The following is a 19,315-nucleotide window of genomic DNA, read 5'->3' as shown; positions in this document are numbered from 1 at the left end:
TCACTCTTATGGTTGTTATGAAATGCCGCGGCGGCGCGCGGGGCGCCGCCTGCGGTTCAGAGCGCTTTCACCTCGCCGGGTGAGATGGCCGAAGGCGTCACGCTGATGCCATTGCGCAGCGGGGCGCCGAACTCGGGCAGGCTGATTTCGAACACGTCGCCGGGCGCGGCCTTGACCTGGTCGGCGAACGACAGGGTCGCGGTGCCGAAGAAGTGCACGTGCACATCGCCCGGACGCAGGAACTGGGTGTACTTGAAGTGGTGGTACTCCAGGTTCTCCAGCGAATGGCACATGTTGTCCTCGCCGCTGAGGAATTCCTTTTCCCACAGCAGGTTATCACCGCGGTGGATACGGCTGACGCCGCCCAGGTGAGCGGGCAGCTCGCCGACCCGCAACTCGGGGCCGTAGGAGCAGTTGCGCAGCTTGGAGTGGGCCAGGTACAGGTAGTTGCGCCGCTCCATCACATGGTCGGAGAACTCGTTGCCGATGGCGAAGCCTACCCGGTAGGGCTGACCGTCATCGCCGATCACGTACAGGCCGGCCAGTTCGGGCTCTTCGCCGCTGTCTTCGGCAAAGGCGGGGCTCTGGAACGGCTGGCCGGGGCGTACCACGATCGAGCCGTCGCCCTTGTAGAACCATTCCGGCTGCACACCGGCGGTGCCGGAGGGCGGGCGGCCGCCTTCGATGCCCCACTGGAAGATGCGGGCGGTGTCGGTCAGGGCGGTGCTGTCGTCGATTTTCTGCTGGTGCATCTTGTCGCGGGTCGAGGCGCTGCCCAGGTGGGTCAGGCCGGTGCCGCTGATCAGGCAGTGGGCGGGGTCGTCGTGGTCCAGCGGCGGCAGCACCCGGCAGTCGGCCAGGGCCTGGGCGTAACTGTGGGCGGTGGCGTCCAGGCTGCGGGCGAGCACTTCGTCGCACAGGCTGCGGGCGTTGCGAATCGCGGCCAGGGCCAGTTCACGCATGGTGCGGGTATTGCGTACCACCTGGATCAGGTCGCCTTCGATGACGCCGACGTGACGCGCGGCTGCAGGGGTTTCGAATTGGATCAGACGCATGCTGACTCCTGATTGTTCTTGTGGGGAGGGCTGTTGTCCGACACTTTAAATTTGCGTGGCTTTGCTGCCTAATGACAGCTGTTGACCGAGGGATAACCAAAAGTAATCACCTATGCTGCCACCCCTGACTACCATGGCTTCGCGCCTGCGCATGCGCCAGTTGCGCCTGCTGATCAGCCTCGACGAGCTGGGCTCGATCCACAAGGCCGCCCAGGCCCTGTCGATTACCCAGCCGGGCGCGACCAAGGCCCTCAATGAAATCGAATCGACCCTGGGCGCGGTGCTGTTCGAGCGCACCAGCAAGGGGCTGGAGGCCAATGACCTGGGGCGCTGCGTGGTGCGTTATGCGCGCCTGATCAATACCGACCTGGCGCACCTGCGCGAAGAGATGATCGGTATTCTGCAGGGCCACGGCGGGCGGCTGTCGGTGGGTTCGATCATGGGGGCGGTACCGATGCTGGTGGAGGGCCTGGCGCGTCTGCGCGAGAGCCAGCCGGACCTGTCGGTGTCGATCGTGGAGGACACCAGCGACCGCCTGCTCAGCTTGCTCGATCAGGGCCGTCTGGATGTGGTGATCTGCCGAACCAGCGTGAGCCCGCGACCGGGCGCCTATGTGAGCCGGGCCAGGCATCAGGAGCAGTTGGTGGTGGTGGCCAATCTGCAGCACCCGCTGGTGGGGTGTGCCGAGTTGAGGCTCGAGGCGTTGGCCGATTCACGCTGGGTGGTGTTCCCGGTGAACATGCCGATGCGCTTGACGCTGGAGCGTGAATTTCGTGAGGCGGGTTTGAGCTTTCCGCTGTATCCCATTGAAACTTCATCAACTTTTACCACGCTCACGTTGCTGTTGCAGGACCGTGGGCTGGTGGCGGTGATGCCGTGGGACTCGGCCAGGATCGCGCTCGAGCATGGGATGCTGGCGCAACTGCCGCTGGAATTGAACTCGCGCAGCGAGCCCTATGAGGTGGTCACGCGCAAGGGGGTGGAACTGCCGGTGCCGGCGCAGTTGCTGATCGAGGCGCTGGGGGTGTGAGGTGACAGGCCGGGCCCGTCGCCGGCAAGGCCGGCTCCTGCGGCAGGAGCCGGCCTTGCCGGCGAAGCGGTTGGCGCGAATCAGGCCGTAGAGCCGACCTTCTTTGCCGCCTGACCTTTGGCTGCCTGCTGGCGGCAGGCCTGGCCGAAGGCTTCGAACATCTTCACCGAGTCCGGGTTCTGCGCCGCCTGCCATTCCGGGTGCCATTGCACCGCGAACAGGAACGGCGACAGGCTTGGTGCATGGATCGCTTCCACCAGCCCGTCTTCGGCACGTGCCAGTGGCTCGAGGCCTTCACCCAGGGTCTTCAGGCCCTGGCCATGCAGCGAGTTGACGCGGATTTCATCGCTCTGCAGCAGTTCGCGCAGCCAGCTGCCGGCTTCCAGGCGCACGCTGTGAACCTGGCTGTACTGCACATCAACCGGATCATCGGGGTTCTCCCGGTGATCGTTGAAGCCTGGCTCGGCATAGACCTTCTGGTAGATGTCGCCGCCCAGTGCCACGTTGATTTCCTGCATGCCGCGGCAGATACCGAAGATAGGCAGGCCACGGGCGATGGCCAGTTGCACCAGCGGCAGGTCGAACAGGTCGCGGTCGCGGTCCTGGGCCTTGCCCGGGGTTTCGTTCTCCTGGCCATACAGCGCCGGGTCGATGTTGCTGCCGGCACCGGTCAGGTACACGCCGTCGGCCATGTCCAGGTACTGCTCGAGGTCTTCGGTACCGCAGCAGGTCGGAACCAGAACCGGCACGCATCCGGCATGGTCGACCAGGGGTTGGATGTATTTGTGGGTCATTACCTGGTAGGCATGGCCCTTGCGTTCCTGGGCACCCATGGTCATGAGTACGACAGGCTTGCGCAGGGTCTGATTCTTATTGCCAATGTTGCTGTTGGGCATATGTCACCTTGGGACAGGCTCGGCCTGTCATTGTTGTGCAGGCGCATCGGGAACCGCTGACGCTACCTGAGGTTTCGAGCACTGCCGAGAGCGCCTGGAAGGACGACTCCCGGTCGAAACCTGTGACATAGCTTGCCAGAGCCGTTAAATATGTCAAACGGCTTTACCCTGTGGCAGGCTAATTTCCTTATGTTGTTTCTAGGAATACAACCCAATACCTTGTTTTATAAGGATTAATGTCAATTGTTAGCGTGCTTGGTAGTTCATTATATTTAACGTACGACTTTCGGCGTAGACAACCAGGCCTCAGCTGGCCGGCTGGCCCTTGCGCCAGCGCCGCATGCCGGTGGTGATTGCGTACAGCAGCCAGACAGCCCAGCCGACCAGCACGAACCAGCCGAACACGAAGGGTATGCCGATGACGCCCACCCCCAGCAGCAACAGGCCGATCCAGAACATGCGGATCTGGAAGGTGTAGTGGCTGCGGTCCAGGTCATTGGCGCCAGCGCGGCTCTGGTAGGCGTAGACCAGCCCGGCAGGCGCGGTGACCACCACCAGCAGGCTGATGAGGTACAGCACGTAGACCAGCATCGGGCCGTTGTCGCTGCTGCGGGTGTAGGTGCTCTGGTTCTGCTGCGCCTGGCGGTGACGGGGCTTGTAGTAGGCCGTGTGGTCGGTGCTGTCGGGCTGCTGCGGTTGGCTTTGCGGCTTGCTCTGCGGCTTTGCGCGGCCATCCGGGTCGGGGCGTTGAATCTTGAAATCCTGCATGCTTGCTGTTCTCCACTGGAGTTGGAAGGCTTAAGCCTGGGCGTCGTGCATGACCTGAATCGCCGACTGGGTGCCGCGGGTCTGCTCGCGGTACTGGTAGGTGACCTTGTCGGTGGCGACCTTGCCGTTGTAGCCGCTCTTGATGGTTCTGACGATGTAGTTGAAGTCGCCCTTGCTGCGGGTGGTGACCACCACATTGGCCTTGCTGCGAGCACCGGACACGTAGCTGCCGACACGGCCCAGGGGCTCCTTGAGGCGCTTGTCGCGCTTGTTGACCAGGGCCTGGGGTACGTTCACCTGCATGGAGTCGACGGCATCGATGCTGGCGGCGCCCACCGCATTGCGCTCGTCGGCCGGCACCGCGACCTGGCGGGTACTGACCTGCACGGCGGCTACGTCGGCAGACTGGCGCTCGATGTCGGCCTGCACCTGCCGGGCCTGCTGCAGGTCTTTCTGGCGGCCGATGTAGTAGCCACTGGGGGCGCCCAGCGCGGCACCAATGGCGCAGCCCACACCGGGCTTGCCGCCGGTGCCGACCGCAATGATCGCGCCGCCCAGGCAGCCGGCAGCACCGCCCAGTGCGGTGCTGCCCATCTGCGAGTTCTGGCAGCCGCCGAGCAGCACGCTGCCAGCCAGTAGTACAAGGGTAAGGGTGGTCGAGCGGGTCAAGGTGGGGCTCCTTTCAGGCCGTGGCGGGGCGCTGTCATCAGTCGTTGTCGTGGTAGCCGTAGCTCAGGCCTTGCAGCAGGTGCAGGCGTATCGCTTCGTTGAGCGGGTAGAACAGCGGCTGCACCTGGGCGGTCCACTGCGCACCGTGGGCGATCACCCAGCCCATGGCGCCCAGGGTGCTGGCGCCTCGCTGCTTGAGGGTGAGAAACAGCGGCTGTTCGGTGACCTTGTTGCTGAACGGCATCGGCAGCGCCAGCACCACCACCGCGTACACCGCCAGCGCACCCCAGTAGGCGCGGCGCGGCACCGGGCGCACGGCGCGCAGGGCGAACAGGGTCCACTTGAACAGGTGGGTGAAGGCCCCCAGCAACGAGAACAGCAGGGCGATCATCGGCACGATCAGGGCGCGGTAGCTGTCTCGGCCGATGTCGGCCTTGTCGTTGCGCTCGCCATAGCGGGCCGGCTCGACCAGGCGTTCTTCGAGCAGTTGCTGGGCATCCAGGCGCAGGGTCGGGCGGTAGATCGCCTGTTCATAGGCGTCGAGCGACCAGTCGGGCTTGAGTGACAGGCTGTCGGGCAGGTACAGCGCGCTACGCCAGCGCTGCTGGATCGCCGGGTCGGCGAAGAACCCCTGGCGCGACAGGCCGGGTTTGATCCAGTCGCCCTGGATATGCTTGAACAGCTCGGTGCCGTAGGCGCCGCTGGCATGGCCCTGCACGCGCTTGGCCACGGCCAGGTTGAAGCCGGCGCGGTCGCCGGGTTGCCAGTTGTCACTCACCTGAATGCCCTTGTCATCCAGCATGCGGCGCACCTGCGGCCAGTGTCGGCGCGGCACGTTGCCTGGGGTCAGGCGGCGATTGCGTTGCTTGAGGGTCTGTACGTAATCGTCCCAGGCCTGTTGCTGATGCCGGGCGATGGCGGCCGGGCTGGTGGCGTCCAGGTAGCGCTGGCTGCCCTGGCGGTAGTTGCCGTACAGCTCGTCCAGCTCGGCCAGGGCCTCGCGGTAACGCTGGTAGTTGTCGGCCAGCGGGCCGCGGCGGGTTTCGGCGAACAGTTCGAAGAAGGCCAGGCCCTGCTGGCGCACCCGCTCTTCGAGGCGATCGACCGACTGCAGCAGGATCGGCAGGGTGGCCAGCAGGGTCTTGCCCTCGGGGCGCTTGTAGTCGTCGGTGCCCAGCTCCAGCCCCTTCAGGCCGAACTCGCGATGCACCAACAGGTAGCTGATGGGCACGCCCAGCACGGCGCGGGCACGCTCCTGCGGGGTTGAAGTGGCGACCAGGTGGTTGATCAGGGCCAGCTGCGCATAAAACACCACCAGCAGGCAGCTGCCCACCGTCAGCGCAGACCAGGCCAGCGTGCGGCCCAGGCTCCAGTACTGGCTGCAGGCCTTTTTCAGTACCCAGCCCAGGCCCAGCAGGGCCACGGCGGTGCCGGCGATCAGGCGTCCGTAGACTTCGATCGACTCGACCTGCGCGGGGCTGGCCAGCCCGCCCACCACATCCAGCAGGCGTGCATTGAAGCCCATCTCGACGAGCAGGTAACACAGCGTCAGCCCCAGCATCAGGCGGGCCACGAAGCGTTGCTGCTGGCGGGGCGTTGACGCACGTGCCACGACAGGCCGGCGCAGCCACCCGCGCCATGGCCGGCCCGTCAGGTCGGGCGACAGGCGGCTGTTCACGGCTAGTGTTCCAGCTCGGAGGTCAGGTCGAGCGTCACCCGGCGCTGGGCCGGCGCCGCGGTTTTGGCGCGGTCGACCACTTCAGTGGCGACCTGGGGCGTGACCTGCGGCGCGGCCGATGGCGCTGCTGCCGGGGCAGGCGTTGGCGGTTTGGCTTCGACCCTGGCCACCGCGGGCGCGGGCCTGGGTTGCGGCGGGGGCGTCGGGGCCACGGCGTGCTGGACGGGTGCAGGGCGTGGCGTTGCGGCCCTGGCAGGGGCTGGTGTCGCCTTGGCCAGGCCCTTGAGCAGGTTCGGCAGGTCGACCCGCAGCGGGCCGCGGAACTGCCGGTCGAGCGACGAGTAGGTCCAGGCCGCCGACTGCGTGCCGTTGAGCTGCATCGCCACCAGGCTTTTGCCGTCTTCGGCGCGCTGCAAGGCCAGCATGTCGGAACAGCCGCCCAGGCGGTAAGGCCCCCACGCCGAGGTGCCGGACAACACCACCAGCGCGCTTTGCGAGTCGCATTGCGGCGTGCGGTAGCTGAGCACCACGGCGGTTTCGCCCTGCAGGTCGTAGGTGCCCTCCACATTGGTTTCGCGCCACTGCGCTGGCAGCTGCAATTGCAGCTTGCGCTGGGGCAGCGTGAGGTAGGCGTGCCCCTGTGGGGTTTCCATGTGGTTGATCGGGCCGCCAGCCGAGGGGTGGGTGCCGATCAACTGGTCGGCCAGCGCGCCGGATGCCTGGAAGGCGAGCCCGGCCATTAGCCAGCAGGCCAGGGCGAGTGCGCTGAAACGTGAGGGGGTGTGGTGTTTCAAAGAGTGCTTCCCTGTACTGATGGCGCGCGTGACCCGCTGCGCGGGATGGTAGCACAGGGCTACATATTGGGCAGTTTCCTACAAGAATTGCTGACAACCGAAACGTGACGCGTAGCGCACGCCAGGGGCGGCGTGGCATTCTGTGGCGTTACGCCAGCAGGCGAAAACAGGACGCGCGCATTGAGACGGAGTAGACGATGACCCAGGCATTCACCCGCACCGTGGAGCAAGCACTGCGCAGCCGCCTGCAGGGGTGCGGCTATGACACCTCCGATCTCGAGCTGACCGTGCAGCAGGGCGAGGACAAGGGGCGCGCGGTGAGCGTGAGCCGGCGCTGGAGCCTGGTGACCGAAGTGCGCCGCGAGTCGGCTTCGGTGGGGCTGCGGATCAATTCGGTGAGCGAACACCAGCTCGAGCAGTCGATGGCCGAGCAGCGTCAAGTGCTGCTGGGCAGGGGCGCGGCGCATTACAAGAACCGTGTGCTCAAGGGGCTGGGCAGCAATCCCGCGCATTTTCTACGCAGCCAGCAGGTGAAGCTGTTTGCCCTGGACCCGCTCTACACCAGCCATACCTGCGGCACCTGCAGCGGTTACGGCAAGCAGCGCTGCACCGCGTGCAACGGCAGTTGCAAGCTAAGATGCAGCAGTTGCAGCGGCAAGGGCCGCACGCAGTGCTGGGGCTGTGGCGGCTCCGGCCGCACCGGCAGTGGCAGTTGTGCCTACTGCATGGGCGCAGGCGGCGACAACTGCCCCAGTTGTGTGGGCGGCTCTGTGGCGTGCGGCTGCATGGGGGGGCAGGTGACCTGCGGCGGCTGTTTGGGCGACAAGTTCATCTGCACTCGCTACACCCTGGAGGTGTCGGCCAAGGCAGTCGGCAATTCGGTGCACCTGAAGTCCAACGATACCTGGCTCAAGCCTTACGTCGACGAGTGGGGGGATGAGCCCGAAACCATCGAGCGGGCTGCCGAAGGATTCGCCGCGCCCTATTACCCGGACAACACGCCCGAGAAGGGCGACCTGGTACTGAGCGTGGACGGCACCTGCTATTACAGCCAGGCCCAGGTGCGTGCCGGACGGCGCAGCATCCGTTGCAACATGCTTGGCCGCTACCGGCATGTGGTGTTCGATGACGGGCTGGCCGCCAGCTACTTCGACAGGGTGATCGAGCAGTTGGAAAACCCGGCAGACATCGAACAGGTGGCCCTGGCCAGCGAGCGTTCGGTGGCCCGGCGCATGATCGAGGAGTCTGGACACGTGAATTACGTCAGCCAGCTGTCGGACGTGAAAAACGGCACGGTCAGCCCCGAGCAGGCCAATCGCTTCTTCGCGCTGCGCAAGAACGCCTCGGACCAGCAGACGGCCCTGCGCAGCAAATTGGAGCCCAGGCTGGTGCTGCGCCGCGCGCTGGGTTACCTCTGGCGGCTGAGCCTGCTGATGCTGGTGCTGTTCTTTTTCAGCGCGGGCAAGCTTCTGGAAGTGAAGTTCGGTGGGCCGCAGGTGCTGTTCAGGGCCGATGGCCCGGCCACGGTGTGGGCCATGTTCAAGCATTACCTGGTGCTGCCGTTCACCAGCCCGATCAACGGGGTGATGCTGGTGGGCGTGGGGCTGCTGTGCACCTGGCTGTTCAAGGACATGCTGTGGCACCGCATGAACCGCTTCATGGGCAAGGGCCCGGGCAATCGGCTGCTGGCCGCCGTGGTGCTGGCCTTCTGCCTGATGCCGCTGCTGGCGTTGTTCCCGGACACGCCGATCGCCCTGCTGCGGGACGGGCCACGCCTGCAGCACATGCTGCCCAATGCGCTGGTCGGCATGCTGGGGGCCTTGCCCACGCTGGTGCCGCTGTCGCTGCTGCTGGCCCTGGTGTTCAACCGCGCGCTCAACGCGCCGGCCATCGATGCGCGGCTGCGGCGCATGAACTTCGACGTGTGAGGGGGCAAGGGCAGGGCGTGTACCTGTCCTATACTTCGCGTATCCGCAACAGCTGGCTGTCGTTGATCGGATCGAGACGTCTCGATGCCGCCGGTAGTGCCTGTAGTCGTAGTCGTAGTCGCAGCTGAGCCGTCACTCAATCAGCGCTGCGCAGGGGTATAGCCATGGACATCGTGAGTCTGGTCATTCAGGTCATCAGTGGTGTGGTAGGCGGCAATGCCGCCGGCATGAGCAAGCAGAGCATGGGGCCGTTGCTCAATTCGATCTTTGGCGGGGTGGGCGGGGTGATCGTGGGCCAGATACTGGCCGCGATCACCGGTGAGCCAGGGGCCACCATGGGGGCTGGCGGGTCGCTGGACATGGCGGCGATCATCAGCAGCATTGTCGGCGGTGGTGCCGGCGGCGCAGTGCTGACGTTCGTGGCCGGGTTCATCAAGTCGAAGATGCAGGCGCGCTAGGCGTAGTACGTGGTGGGCTCTTCGCGGGGCAAGCCCGCTCCTACAAGGCCGGCGTGAGCCCCTGTGGGAGCGGGCGTGACCCGCGAAAGGTCAGCGGCTTCAGTGCAGAATCTGCGCCAGGAAGCCCTTGGCCCGATCACTCTGCGGGTTGTTGAAGAACGCCTCGGGCGGGGCATCCTCGATGATCTGCCCGCCGTCCAGAAACAGCACGCGCTCGGCCACCTGTCGCGCAAAGCCCATTTCGTGGGTCACACACAGCATGGTCATGCCGGTGTCGGCAAGCTTGACCAGCACATCCAGCACTTCGGCGACCATCTCCGGGTCCAGTGCCGAGGTCGGCTCGTCGAACAGCATGATCTTTGGCTTCATGCACAGCGCCCGGGCGATTGCCACGCGCTGCTGCTGCCCGCCCGACAGCTGGCTGGGGTACTTGCCCGCCTGGCTCTCGATGCCCACCTTGTTCAGGTAGAACCGTGCCCGCTCCTCGGCCTCCTTGCGCGACAGGCCGCGCACGCTCATCGGCGCCAGGGTGCAGTTGTCGAGCACGCTCATGTGCGGGAACAGGTTGAAGTGCTGGAACACCATGCCGATCTCGCTGCGCACCTCGGCGGCCTGGCGCGTGGTCAGCGCCAGGTCGGTGTCGTTGACCAGCAGGGTGCCTTTTTCGGCGATCTCCAGGCGGTTGACGCAGCGGATCAGCGTCGACTTGCCCGAGCCGGACGGCCCGCACAGCACGATGCGCTCACCTTCACGCACCTTGAGGTCGACGTCGCGCAGTACGTGAAAGTCGCCATAGAACTTGTTCAGCCCGTCGATGCTCACCACGACCTTGCGCGGGTCGGGGTGCGTGTCGGGGCGTGCAGCGGCAAGGCTCAGTGGTGCGGTCATGTTGTTGTTCTCCGCGATCTCAGTGTTCGAAGCGGTCGGCGCCATAGGGCGTCGGGTCGGTAAAGGTGTTCTCGCCGGTAATCATTTCTGCCAGCAGGCGCCCGCATACCGGGCCCAGGGTGAGGCCGTGGTGGGCGTGGCCGAAGTTGAACCACAGGCCCTTGTGCCGCGGCGCCGGGCCGATCACCGGGCGCATGTCCGGCAGGCAGGGGCGTCGGCCCAGCCACGGCGCGTCCTGGGTGCGCTCGCCCAGCGGGAACAGCTGGCGGGCGATGGCTTCGCAGCGCTGCAACTGGACCTCGTTGGCCGCATCGTCGCTGGCGGCGAACTCGATGCCGGTGGTCAGGCGAATACCCTGGGCCATCGGTGCCAGCACGAAGCCGCCCTGCACGTCGCACAGTGAATGCTTGAGTGCAGCACCGGCCTTGGCATGGAAATGTACGTGATAGCCGCGCTTGACCTCCAGCGGGATGTCGTAGCCCAGCGGGCGGAACAGCTCGCCGGCCTGCGGGCCCAGCGCGATCACTGCCTCCGGTGCAGTGACCGGGCCCTGGCGGGTGTCGACCTGCCATTCGCTGGCCACCTGGCGCAGGGTGCGCGCATCGCCCTGGATGAACTGCCCGCCGCGCTTGACGAACAGCGCCGCGTAGCCGCGGGTGAGGCCGCCGGGGTTGCTCACGGTCTTGGGGTCGAGCCAGTGGATGCCGCCCACGGCGTTGGCGCTCAGGTCCGGTTCGCGATCGTGCAGTTGCTGCTTGTCGAGAATCTCGAACTGCAGGCCGTAGGGCTTGAGCGCCTGGGCATCGGCCACGGCCTGGGCCAGGGCAGGCTGGGTGCGGTACACCTCGATCCAGCCCTTGGCCTGCACCATGGCGCCCAGTTCGGCAGCCTCGATCAGTGCGTCGTGTTCCTCGACGCAGCGCTGCACCAGCGGCAGCATGGCGCGGGTGGCCTCGGCCAGGGGCGCCGGGGCGGAGTTCTTCCAGTATTGCAGCAACCAGGGCGCGGCCTTGGGCAGGTAGCTGAAGCTGTAGCGCACGTCGGGCTGGCGGTTGAGGCCGTAGCGCAGCAGCTTGGACAGCTCGCGCGGGAAGGCATAGGGGATCACGCTGGAGCGCTCGATCAGGCCGGCATTGCCGTGGCTGGTGCCGCTGCCCGGTTCGTCACGGTCGATCAGGATCACCTTGCGCCCGCGTGCTTGCAGGTGCAGGGCCGTGGAAACACCGACGATACCGGCGCCCAGAACGATGGTTTGGCAATGCATGAAAAAATCCTCTACGGCTACGGTTCAGCGCAGGTGGCGGCCCAGTCGGGCTTCTATGTGTTTGAGGCTGCGGCGCACGATCTCCACGATCAGCAGGTAGAGCACCGCGGCCCACAGGTAGATCTGGAAGTCGAAACTGCGCGAGAAGGCCAGCTTGGTCACGCCCATCAGGTCGTAGATGGTCACCAGCGAGGCGATTGCACTGGCCTTGATCATCAGAATCAGCTCGTTGCCCAGCGGGCCGATGGCCACGATCAGCGACTGCGGCAGGATCACCCTGAAGAAGGTGGTCGAGCGCTTCAGGCTCAGTGCCCTGGCCGCCTCGTATTGCCCGGGGGCCACGGCCATCAGGCTGCCGCGAAAGATCTCGGCCTGGTAGGCGGCGGTGTTCAGGGTGAAGGCCAGCAGGGTGCAGTACCAGGCTTCGCGGAAGAACCACCACATGCCGACGTCCTGCCAGAAGCTCTTGAGCGAGCCCAGCCCGTAGTACAGCAGAAACAGCTGCGCCAGCAGCGGCGAGCCCCGGAAGAAGTAGATGTAGCCGGCGCTCAGGCGTTGCAGCAGCACGTTGTTCGACAGCCGCGCCAGCGCCAGCAGCAGGCCCAGCAGGGCGCCCAGGGTGAAGGAGATGGCCACCAGTTTGCCGGTGACCAGCAGCCCGTCGATAAAGCGCGGGCCGTAGCGTTCGAGCAGGTCGGGGTCGACGAAGAACGCCAGCAGGGCATCGAGATTCATGTGCGTGCACTCCGCAGGTGACGGCTGGTGTGGCGTTCGATGTAGGCGAAGACCCGGCCCGACAGCGCCGAGAACAGCAGGTAGCCCAGGCAGGCCACGGTGTAGAAGAACATCGGCTCCTTGGTCACGCTGACGGCCAGGTTGGTCTGGCGCATGAGGTCGACCAGCGAGATGGTCGACACCAGCGAGGTGTCCTTGAGCAGCGACAGCCAGTTGTTCGACAGGCCCGGCAGGGCGATGCGTACCAGCTGCGGGAACACCACCTTGCGGAAGGTGGTGGTTTTGCTCAGGCCCAGCGCGGCCGAGGCCTCGTACTGGCCCTTGGGAATGGTCTTGAACGCGCCCAGCCAGATTTCACTGGAAAACGCGGCGAACACCAGGCTGAAGGCGATCATGGCGGCGAGGAAGGTATTGATCATTACCTCGCCCTCGTAGCCCATGGCGGTGAGGATCTTCTGCGCGGCGATCTGGCAGCCGTAATAGATGATCAGCAGCGTGAGCAGTTCGGGCAGGCCGCGAAATACCGTGGAGAACACGGTGGCCCAGGCGCGCGGAAAGCGTTTTTTCGAGCGGGCGGCCAGCGCCACGCCCAGGCCCAGCGGTAGGCCGATGGGCAGGCAGGCCAGGGCCAGGGAAATGGTCACCAGGGCGCCGGCCAGCAGGGCCTGGCCCCAGCCGCCGCTGGCGAAGGATAACAGGGACAGTTGTTCGATCATGCGCGAACCCTCGGCAAGACAACAGGGCCTCTTCGCCGGCAAGCCGGCTCCCACAGGGTCGCGGTTGACGCAAAACCCTGTGGGAGCTGGCTTGCCAGCGAATGCGGTCTTACTGGTAGATATCGAAGTCGAAGTATTTGCTGGAGATCTTCTGGTAAGTCCCGTTGGCGACGATCTCGTCCAGGGCCTTGTTCAGGCGCTCGCGCAGCGCCTCGTCTTCCTTGCGCACGGCGATCGAGGCATCGGCGGTGGTGCCCTTGACGTCACCCAGGATCTTGCAGCAGTCCTTGCCTGCCTTGCCCAGCCATTCGAGCAGCGGGAACTTGTCGGCAATCACCCCGTCCAGGCGCCCGGCGGCGAGGTCCGCGTTGGCTTCGTCCAGGGTCGGGTACAGCTTGACGTCGGCACCGGCCTTGCCATACACGTCTTCGGCGTAGATCGCCTGGGTGGAGGAGGACTGCGCGCCCACCGTGTAACCCTTGAAGTCGGTCTGCGCGTCGGTGATCTCGCTGTCCTTGGGCACTGCGACCGACAGCGGTGTCTTGTAGTAGTGGTTGGTGAAGGCGATTTTCTTGCGGCGCTCTTCGGTGTTGATCATCGAGGCCACCACGGCGTCGTACTTCTTGGCCATCAGCGCCGGGATGATGCCTTCCCAGTCCTGGGCCACCACGGTGCACTCGACCTTCATCTGTTCGCACAGGGCCTTGGCGATGTCCACGTCAAAGCCGTGCAGCTGGTTCTTGGAGTCGACGTAGTTGAACGGCGGGTAGGCGCCTTCGGTGGCAATCTTCAGGGTTTCGGCCTGGGCCGAGGTGATGCCGGCGAACAGCAGCGCGCATGCGCCTGCAAAGCGGAGGACGGGTTTCATGAAACACCTCGTGGTTGATTGCACTCTTGCTATTGTTTGCTCGTTGACGTGTAGCCAACGAATTCGTTGTGTAGAGCGGCAGTTGCTTCCAAGCGTTTTTCAACATCCGGCCCGAGCTTCTTGCAGACCTCGTTGACCATCAGGTGTACCCACGACAGCATCGTCGCGGTGGACTCCCAGAACAGATTGAATTCGGTGGGGATGCGAAACACCTCGTCGGCGTTGGCATCGGCCCAGTCACAGAAGGTGTCGGTAACCAGTGTTACCGGGATGCCCGCTTCGCGTGCCTTGCGACACAGCACCAGGGCGTGGCGCGAGTAGCGGCGCGCCTCGAACACCACCAGCGCGCAGTCGTGCGAGGCGCTGAGCAGCACTTCGCCGAAGTGCCCGGCGCTGCCGTCCACCACCTGCACGCCATCGCGCAGGTATTGCAGCAGGTGGCTCATGCACTGGGCGATACCGCGCTCGGTCTGGAACCCGGCAATGAATACCCGGCGCCGTTCGGCCAGGCGCCGGGCCACGGTGTGCCAGGCCTCGGTGCGGCTGTACTCGTAGACCCGCACCAGGGCGGCGACCTCCAGCTCGAGGCTGCGCGCGCGGTCGATGTCGTCCTTGCCCTGTTGTTGGCGAAATTCTTGCAACCGATCACCGACCAGCCATGGGCCATCGCCCAGGTCGTCCTTGAGATCGTGCTTGAGGGCCTTGAGGTGCTCGTAGCCGAGCGAGCGGCAGAAACGCCCGACACTCGATTCGCTGACGCCGATTTTTGCCGCCAGGCTGGCCGAGGTCTCGAAGGGCAGGTCGGTGAAATGGGCGAGCATGTACGTGGCGATCTTGCGACCCGAGGCCGCCGCATGTTGCAGGCTGTTTTCCAGGCGTTGCTTGATCGGTTGGCTCACGGACGATTCTCGACGGCGGTTGCGCTGGGAATAGAAAATGAATGTTTTCTGTCATCAAGTCAACATTTGACAGTTTGCTGTCAATCGGAGGAAAGTCCGCTATCGCTCACTGCTGTCGCCCATACCAATTCCAACAAGGGAGCTTCAGATGTCCGCAGCTGTTCACCACTTGCCCCAGGCCGACCTCGAGCGCCTGTTGCAGCAGATTTTCGTGCGCCACGGCACCAGCGAATCGGTTGCCCGCACGTTGGCCGCCAACTGCGCCAGCGCCCAGCGCGACGGCGCCCATAGCCACGGGGTATTCCGGATTCCCGCCTATGTGTCGACCCTGGCCAGTGGCTGGGTCAACGGCACGGCGGTGCCCCAGGTGCAGGACGTGGCCAGCGGCTACGTACTGGTCGATGCCGGGGGCGGTTTTGCCCAGCCGGCGCTCGAGGCGGCGCGGGCGCTGCTGGTGGAAAAGGCCCGCAGTGCCGGCATTGCGGTGCTGGCGATACACAACTCGCATCACTTCGCGGCCCTGTGGCCGGATGTCGAGCCCTTTGCCGAAGAAGGCCTGGTGGCCCTGAGCGTGGTCAACAGCATGACCTGCGTGGTGCCGCACGGCGCGCGCAAGCCACTGTTCGGTACCAACCCCATCGCGTTCGCCGCACCCTGTGCCGGGCATGCGCCGATCGTGTTCGACATGGCCACCAGCGCCATGGCCCATGGTGACGTGCAGATTGCCGCGCGCAAGGGCGAGCAGTTGCCCGAAGGCATGGGCGTGGACCGCGACGGGCAGCCGACCTGCGACCCGCAGGCGATTCTCGACGGGGGTGCCTTGCTGCCCTTTGGCGGGCACAAGGGCTCGGCGCTGTCGATGATGGTCGAGTTGCTGGCCGCGGCGCTGACCGGCGGCAACTTCTCCTTTGAGTTCGACTGGTCGCAGCACCCGGGCGCCAAGACCCCGTGGACCGGGCAACTGGTGATCGTGATCGACCCGACCAAGGCCGAAGGCAGCCGTTTTGCCGAGCGCAGCCGTGAACTGGTGGAACAGATGCAGGCGGTAGGCCTGACCCGCATGCCCGGCGAGCGGCGCTTGCGTGAGCGCGAGGCGTCGGCGCGGGACGGGGTGAGCGTGACGGCGCAGGAGTTCGAGCAGTTGCAGGTGTTGGCCAAGGGGTGACCCGCGGCCTTTTCGCCGGCGGATGCATGCGCAGCTGCACTGATCAGTTGCATCCAGGGTCATGTCACAAATCGCCGGCTACAGGTATCCTCGGCAGCGTCTTTCACGATTTGCCCAGACCCAAGGAGCTGCACGCTGTGTTCAAACATGTCGATGCCTATGCCGGCGATCCGATTCTCTCCCTGATGGAGACCTTCAAGGCCGATCCGCGTGCCAACAAGGTCAACCTGAGCATCGGCCTGTATTACGACGCCGCCGGTGTGGTGCCACAGCTGGCGGCAGTGGGCGAGGCGGAAAAACGCCTGGCCGACCAGCCCCACGAAGCCTCGCTGTACCTGCCGATGGAAGGCCTGGGCAGCTACCGCCAGGCGATCCAGGCGCTGCTGTTCGGCGCCGATCACCCGGCCGTGGGTGGCGCACGTGTGGCCACCGTGCAGACCGTGGGCGGCTCGGGTGCGCTGAAGGTCGGTGCCGACTTCCTCAAGCGCTATTTCGCCGACTCGCAGGTATGGGTCAGCGACCCGACCTGGGACAACCACCGCGCGATCTTCGAAGGCGCCGGGTTCAAGGTCAACACCTACCCGTACTTCGACCCGGCCACCCGTGGCCTGGACTTCGACGGCATGCTCGCCACCCTGCAGACCCTGCCGGCCAACAGCATCGTGCTGCTGCACCCGTGCTGCCACAACCCGACCGGGGTCGACCTGAACCAGGCGCAATGGCAGCAGGTGATCGAGGTGGTCAAGGCGCGCGAGCTGATTCCGTTCCTCGATATCGCCTACCAGGGCTTCGGTGAAGGCCTGGACGCCGACGCCTACGCCATTCGCGAGTTTGCCCGCGCCGGCGTGCCGTGCCTGGTCAGCAACTCGTTCTCCAAGATCTTCTCGCTGTATGGCGAGCGGGTTGGCGGCCTGTCGGTGGTCTGTGACGACAGCGCCACCGCGCAGAGCGTGCTGGGCCAGCTCAAGGCGACCGTGCGTCGCAACTACTCCAGCCCGCCCAACTTCGGTGCGCAACTGGTTGCGACGGTGCTTGGCGATGCCGGCCTGAATGCCCAGTGGCAGGCTGAAGTGGAGGGGATGCGCCTGCGTATCCTGGACATGCGCCAGGCGCTGGTGGATGCACTGGCGGTGCTGCTGCCGGGTCAGAACTTCGACTTCTTCCTGAGCCAGCGCGGCATGTTCAGCTACACCGGCTTCAGCGTGGAGCAGGTACGCCGGCTGCGTGACGAGTTCGGCGTGTACCTGATCGACAGCGGCCGGGTGTGCATGTCGGGCGTGCGCCCGGACAACCTGCAGCAGGTGGCCGAAGCGTTCGCGGCGGTGCACAAGACCGCATAACGGCCAGTTGCGGCTCAAGCCCGCTCCCACACGTACAGTGATGGCCTTGTGGGGGCGGGCTTGACCGGCGCTGCGCTGCCGGCAGGTGCAACCACTCCTCGGCAAGGGCTTTGCAAGTGCAACCAAAGCGCGCACAATCGCGCCCCTCTTTTACAGCTGGGGTGCGCCGATGCGTCTGTTTGGCCACTCCCAGCGATGTTGCAGTCTTGCGAGCGGAGTTGCACCCGGATGAATGAGCAGGCCCCGAGCGTTGATCAACGCTTCGAATCGACCCCCGCCGCCCTAGGTAGCTGGGCCCGGCAGGACACCACCTGGATGCTGGGCCTGTTCGGTACCGCCATCGGTGCCGGCACGCTGTTCCTGCCAATCAACGCCGGCCTCGGCGGCTTCTGGCCGCTGCTGATCCTCGCGCTGCTGGCCTTCCCGATGACCTACTACGCACACCGTGGCCTGACCCGCTTCGTGCTCTCGGGGCGTGACGGTGCCGACATCACCGAAGTGGTGGAGGAGCATTTCGGCCTCAGCGCCGGCGCCTGCATCACCTTGCTGTACTTCCTGGCCATCTTCCCCATCCTGCTGATCTACAGCGTGGCCCTGACCAACACGGTCAGCAGCTTCATGGAGCATCAACTGCACATGGCGCCGCCGCCGCGGGTGCTGCTGTCGTTCGTGCTGATCCTGGGCCTGCTGGTCATCGTGCGCTGCGGCGAGCAGGCCACCGTCAAGGTCATGAGCCTGCTGGTGTACCCCTTCATCGTGGCCCTGGCATTGCTGGCGGTGTTCCTGATACCGCACTGGAACGGCGGCATCCTCACGACCGCCACCGAGCTGCCATCGGGGTCGGCATTCGTGCACACCCTGTGGCTGGCGATTCCGGTGATGGTGTTCTCGTTCAACCACTCGCCGATCATTTCGGCCTTTGCCGTGGACCAGAAACGCCGCTACGGCGAGCACGCCGACGAGCGCAGCGGGCAGATCCTGCGGCGCGCGCACCTGCTGATGGTGGCAATGGTGATGTTCTTCGTGTTCAGCTGCGTGCTCACCCTGAACCCGGCGCAACTGGCCGAGGCCAAGGCGCAGAACCTGTCGATCCTGTCGTACCTGGCCAACCACTTCAGCAACCCGACCATCGAGTTCGCTGCACCGCTGATTGCCTTCATCGCCATCGCCAAGTCGTTCCTGGGCCATTACATCGGTGCCAGCGAAGGCCTCAAGGGCCTGGTGCTCAAGACGGGCAAGCGGCCGGGTGCCAAGGCCCTGGACCGGTTCACCGCAGCCTTCATGCTGGTGATCTGCTGGGTGGTGGCCACGCTCAACCCCAGCATCCTGAGCATGATCGAGTCGTTCGGCGGCCCGGTGATCGCGGCGATCCTGTTCCTGATGCCGATGTACGCCATCCGCCGCGTGCCGGCGATGCGCAAGTACAGTGGCGCGCTGTCCAACGTGTTCGTGGTCGTGGTGGGCCTGGTGGCCATCAGCGCCATCGTCTACTCGCTGGTCGGCTGAGGCCGGGGGCGGGCAGGGGTGCACACCCTTGCTCGCTCTTTGTCCACAAAAACTCTCTGGATATTCAACAATTTATCGCTGCCCCATAGGTGTCGGGGCACTTTCATGCTTAACTCTGGTCCTTTACTCACCCCCGCATAAGGACTTCTTTCATGGCTCAAGTGACTCTCAAAGGCAACCCGGTTCAGGTCAACGGCGAACTGCCGAAAGTCGGTGCCCAGGCACCTGCGTTTTCCCTGGTGGCGGGCGACCTGTCCGACGTGACCCTGGCTTCCTTCGCCGGCAAGCGTAAAGTGCTGAACATCTTCCCGAGCGTCGACACCCCGACCTGCGCCACCTCGGTGCGCCAGTTCAACGCCAAGGCCAACGAACTGGCCAACACCGTGGTACTGTGCATCTCGGCCGACCTGCCGTTCGCCCAGGCACGCTTCTGCGGCGCCGAAGGCCTGGAAAACGTCAAGAACCTGTCCACCCTGCGTGGTGCCGAATTCATCCAGAACTACGGCGTGGCCATCGCCGACGGCCCGCTCAAGGGCCTGACTGCCCGTGCAGTCGTGGTACTGGACGAAAACGACAAGGTGCTGCACGCCGAACTGGTCAAGGAAATCGCCGAAGAGCCGAACTACGACGCGGCGCTGGCGGTACTGAAGTAACGCAT

The 19,315-nt window shown here is 65.2% G+C and carries 19 protein-coding genes; 7 read left to right on the top strand and 12 right to left on the bottom strand.

The features are described 5' to 3' along the window. Window positions 1-56: 56 nt before the first annotated feature. Window positions 57-1,055: an AraD1 family protein gene (gene araD1 / locus FW760_RS04570; protein ID WP_446443653.1), complete on the bottom strand. Its 999-nt coding sequence runs from the start codon at window positions 1,053-1,055 to the stop codon at window positions 57-59. A gap of 112 nt (window positions 1,056-1,167) precedes the next feature. Here araD1 and FW760_RS04565 point away from each other — a divergent pair, with 112 nt between their 5' ends. Next, window positions 1,168-2,085, top strand: coding sequence for a LysR family transcriptional regulator (locus FW760_RS04565; RefSeq protein ID WP_043861345.1), 918 nt, complete (start codon window positions 1,168-1,170; stop codon window positions 2,083-2,085). Window positions 2,086-2,165: 80 nt separating this feature from the next. Here FW760_RS04565 and FW760_RS04560 read toward each other — a convergent pair whose 3' ends face one another. The 5 genes from FW760_RS04560 to FW760_RS04540 all read right to left on the bottom strand — a co-directional run bounded on the left by FW760_RS04560 (window position 2,166) and on the right by FW760_RS04540 (window position 6,890). Further along, entirely contained in the window at window positions 2,166-2,981 is an 816-nt protein-coding gene (locus FW760_RS04560; RefSeq protein ID WP_043861344.1) for a gamma-glutamyl-gamma-aminobutyrate hydrolase family protein, read from the bottom strand. Between the two features lie 306 nt (window positions 2,982-3,287). Beyond that, a complete protein-coding gene (locus tag FW760_RS04555; RefSeq protein ID WP_054914589.1) occupies window positions 3,288-3,749 on the bottom strand; it encodes a DUF4870 family protein in 462 nt (153 codons plus the stop codon). A gap of 30 nt (window positions 3,750-3,779) precedes the next feature. Further along, window positions 3,780-4,418: a glycine zipper domain-containing protein gene (locus FW760_RS04550; RefSeq protein WP_058540130.1), complete on the bottom strand. Its 639-nt coding sequence runs from the start codon at window positions 4,416-4,418 to the stop codon at window positions 3,780-3,782. A gap of 37 nt (window positions 4,419-4,455) precedes the next feature. After that, window positions 4,456-6,096: a hypothetical protein gene (locus tag FW760_RS04545; RefSeq protein WP_446443652.1), complete on the bottom strand. Its 1,641-nt coding sequence runs from the start codon at window positions 6,094-6,096 to the stop codon at window positions 4,456-4,458. Window positions 6,097-6,098: 2 nt separating this feature from the next. Further along, complete coding sequence (locus FW760_RS04540) at window positions 6,099-6,890, bottom strand: hypothetical protein (RefSeq protein ID WP_446443651.1); 792 nt, start codon at window positions 6,888-6,890, stop codon at window positions 6,099-6,101. 197 nt (window positions 6,891-7,087) lie between these two features. Between FW760_RS04540 and FW760_RS04535 the strand changes: the two genes are divergently transcribed. Both FW760_RS04535 and FW760_RS04530 read left to right on the top strand, forming a co-directional pair. Beyond that, window positions 7,088-8,818, top strand: coding sequence for a hypothetical protein (locus FW760_RS04535; RefSeq protein ID WP_123752573.1), 1,731 nt, complete (start codon window positions 7,088-7,090; stop codon window positions 8,816-8,818). A gap of 164 nt (window positions 8,819-8,982) precedes the next feature. Further along, a complete protein-coding gene (locus FW760_RS04530; protein ID WP_078480362.1) occupies window positions 8,983-9,276 on the top strand; it encodes a hypothetical protein in 294 nt (97 codons plus the stop codon). A gap of 99 nt (window positions 9,277-9,375) precedes the next feature. Here FW760_RS04530 and FW760_RS04525 read toward each other — a convergent pair whose 3' ends face one another. The 6 genes from FW760_RS04525 to FW760_RS04500 form a co-directional block, all read right to left on the bottom strand. After that, the gene (locus tag FW760_RS04525; protein WP_446443650.1) at window positions 9,376-10,164 is read right to left on the bottom strand and encodes an amino acid ABC transporter ATP-binding protein; all 789 of its coding nucleotides are present in this window, start codon (window positions 10,162-10,164) and stop codon (window positions 9,376-9,378) included. 19 nt (window positions 10,165-10,183) lie between these two features. Further along, window positions 10,184-11,428 (bottom strand): NAD(P)/FAD-dependent oxidoreductase, encoded by a 1,245-nt coding sequence (locus tag FW760_RS04520; RefSeq protein ID WP_054914584.1) that lies wholly within the window; start codon window positions 11,426-11,428, stop codon window positions 10,184-10,186. A 24-nt stretch (window positions 11,429-11,452) separates the two neighbouring features. Next, complete coding sequence (locus FW760_RS04515; protein ID WP_123752574.1) at window positions 11,453-12,163, bottom strand: ABC transporter permease; 711 nt, start codon at window positions 12,161-12,163, stop codon at window positions 11,453-11,455. Next, window positions 12,160-12,879: an ABC transporter permease gene (locus FW760_RS04510; RefSeq protein WP_043861427.1), complete on the bottom strand. Its 720-nt coding sequence runs from the start codon at window positions 12,877-12,879 to the stop codon at window positions 12,160-12,162. Before FW760_RS04510 ends, FW760_RS04515 begins: the two co-directional genes overlap by 4 nt. A 109-nt stretch (window positions 12,880-12,988) precedes the next feature. Then, window positions 12,989-13,747 (bottom strand): ABC transporter substrate-binding protein, encoded by a 759-nt coding sequence (locus FW760_RS04505; RefSeq protein WP_054914583.1) that lies wholly within the window; start codon window positions 13,745-13,747, stop codon window positions 12,989-12,991. Window positions 13,748-13,776: 29 nt separating this feature from the next. Continuing rightward, a complete protein-coding gene (locus FW760_RS04500) occupies window positions 13,777-14,646 on the bottom strand; it encodes a MurR/RpiR family transcriptional regulator (RefSeq protein WP_043861429.1) in 870 nt (289 codons plus the stop codon). A gap of 148 nt (window positions 14,647-14,794) precedes the next feature. On the opposite strand from FW760_RS04500, the gene FW760_RS04495 reads away from it, so the two are divergent. The 4 genes from FW760_RS04495 (at window position 14,795) to tpx (ending at window position 19,310) form a co-directional block, all read left to right on the top strand. Then, complete coding sequence (locus FW760_RS04495) at window positions 14,795-15,811, top strand: Ldh family oxidoreductase (RefSeq protein WP_446443649.1); 1,017 nt, start codon at window positions 14,795-14,797, stop codon at window positions 15,809-15,811. A 137-nt stretch (window positions 15,812-15,948) separates the two neighbouring features. Further along, complete coding sequence (locus tag FW760_RS04490) at window positions 15,949-17,151, top strand: amino acid aminotransferase (RefSeq protein ID WP_043861431.1); 1,203 nt, start codon at window positions 15,949-15,951, stop codon at window positions 17,149-17,151. A gap of 228 nt (window positions 17,152-17,379) precedes the next feature. Next, window positions 17,380-18,657: a serine/threonine transporter gene (locus tag FW760_RS04485; RefSeq protein WP_043861432.1), complete on the top strand. Its 1,278-nt coding sequence runs from the start codon at window positions 17,380-17,382 to the stop codon at window positions 18,655-18,657. Window positions 18,658-18,809: 152 nt separating this feature from the next. Next, window positions 18,810-19,310, top strand: coding sequence for a thiol peroxidase (gene tpx, locus FW760_RS04480; RefSeq protein WP_043861433.1), 501 nt, complete (start codon window positions 18,810-18,812; stop codon window positions 19,308-19,310). Window positions 19,311-19,315: the final 5 nt, after the last annotated feature.

The organism is Pseudomonas sp. 1176_21, from assembly GCF_052850635.1.
The sequence above is the reverse complement of the archived record's forward strand: the minus strand, read 5'-3'. Positions and strand labels throughout refer to the sequence as shown.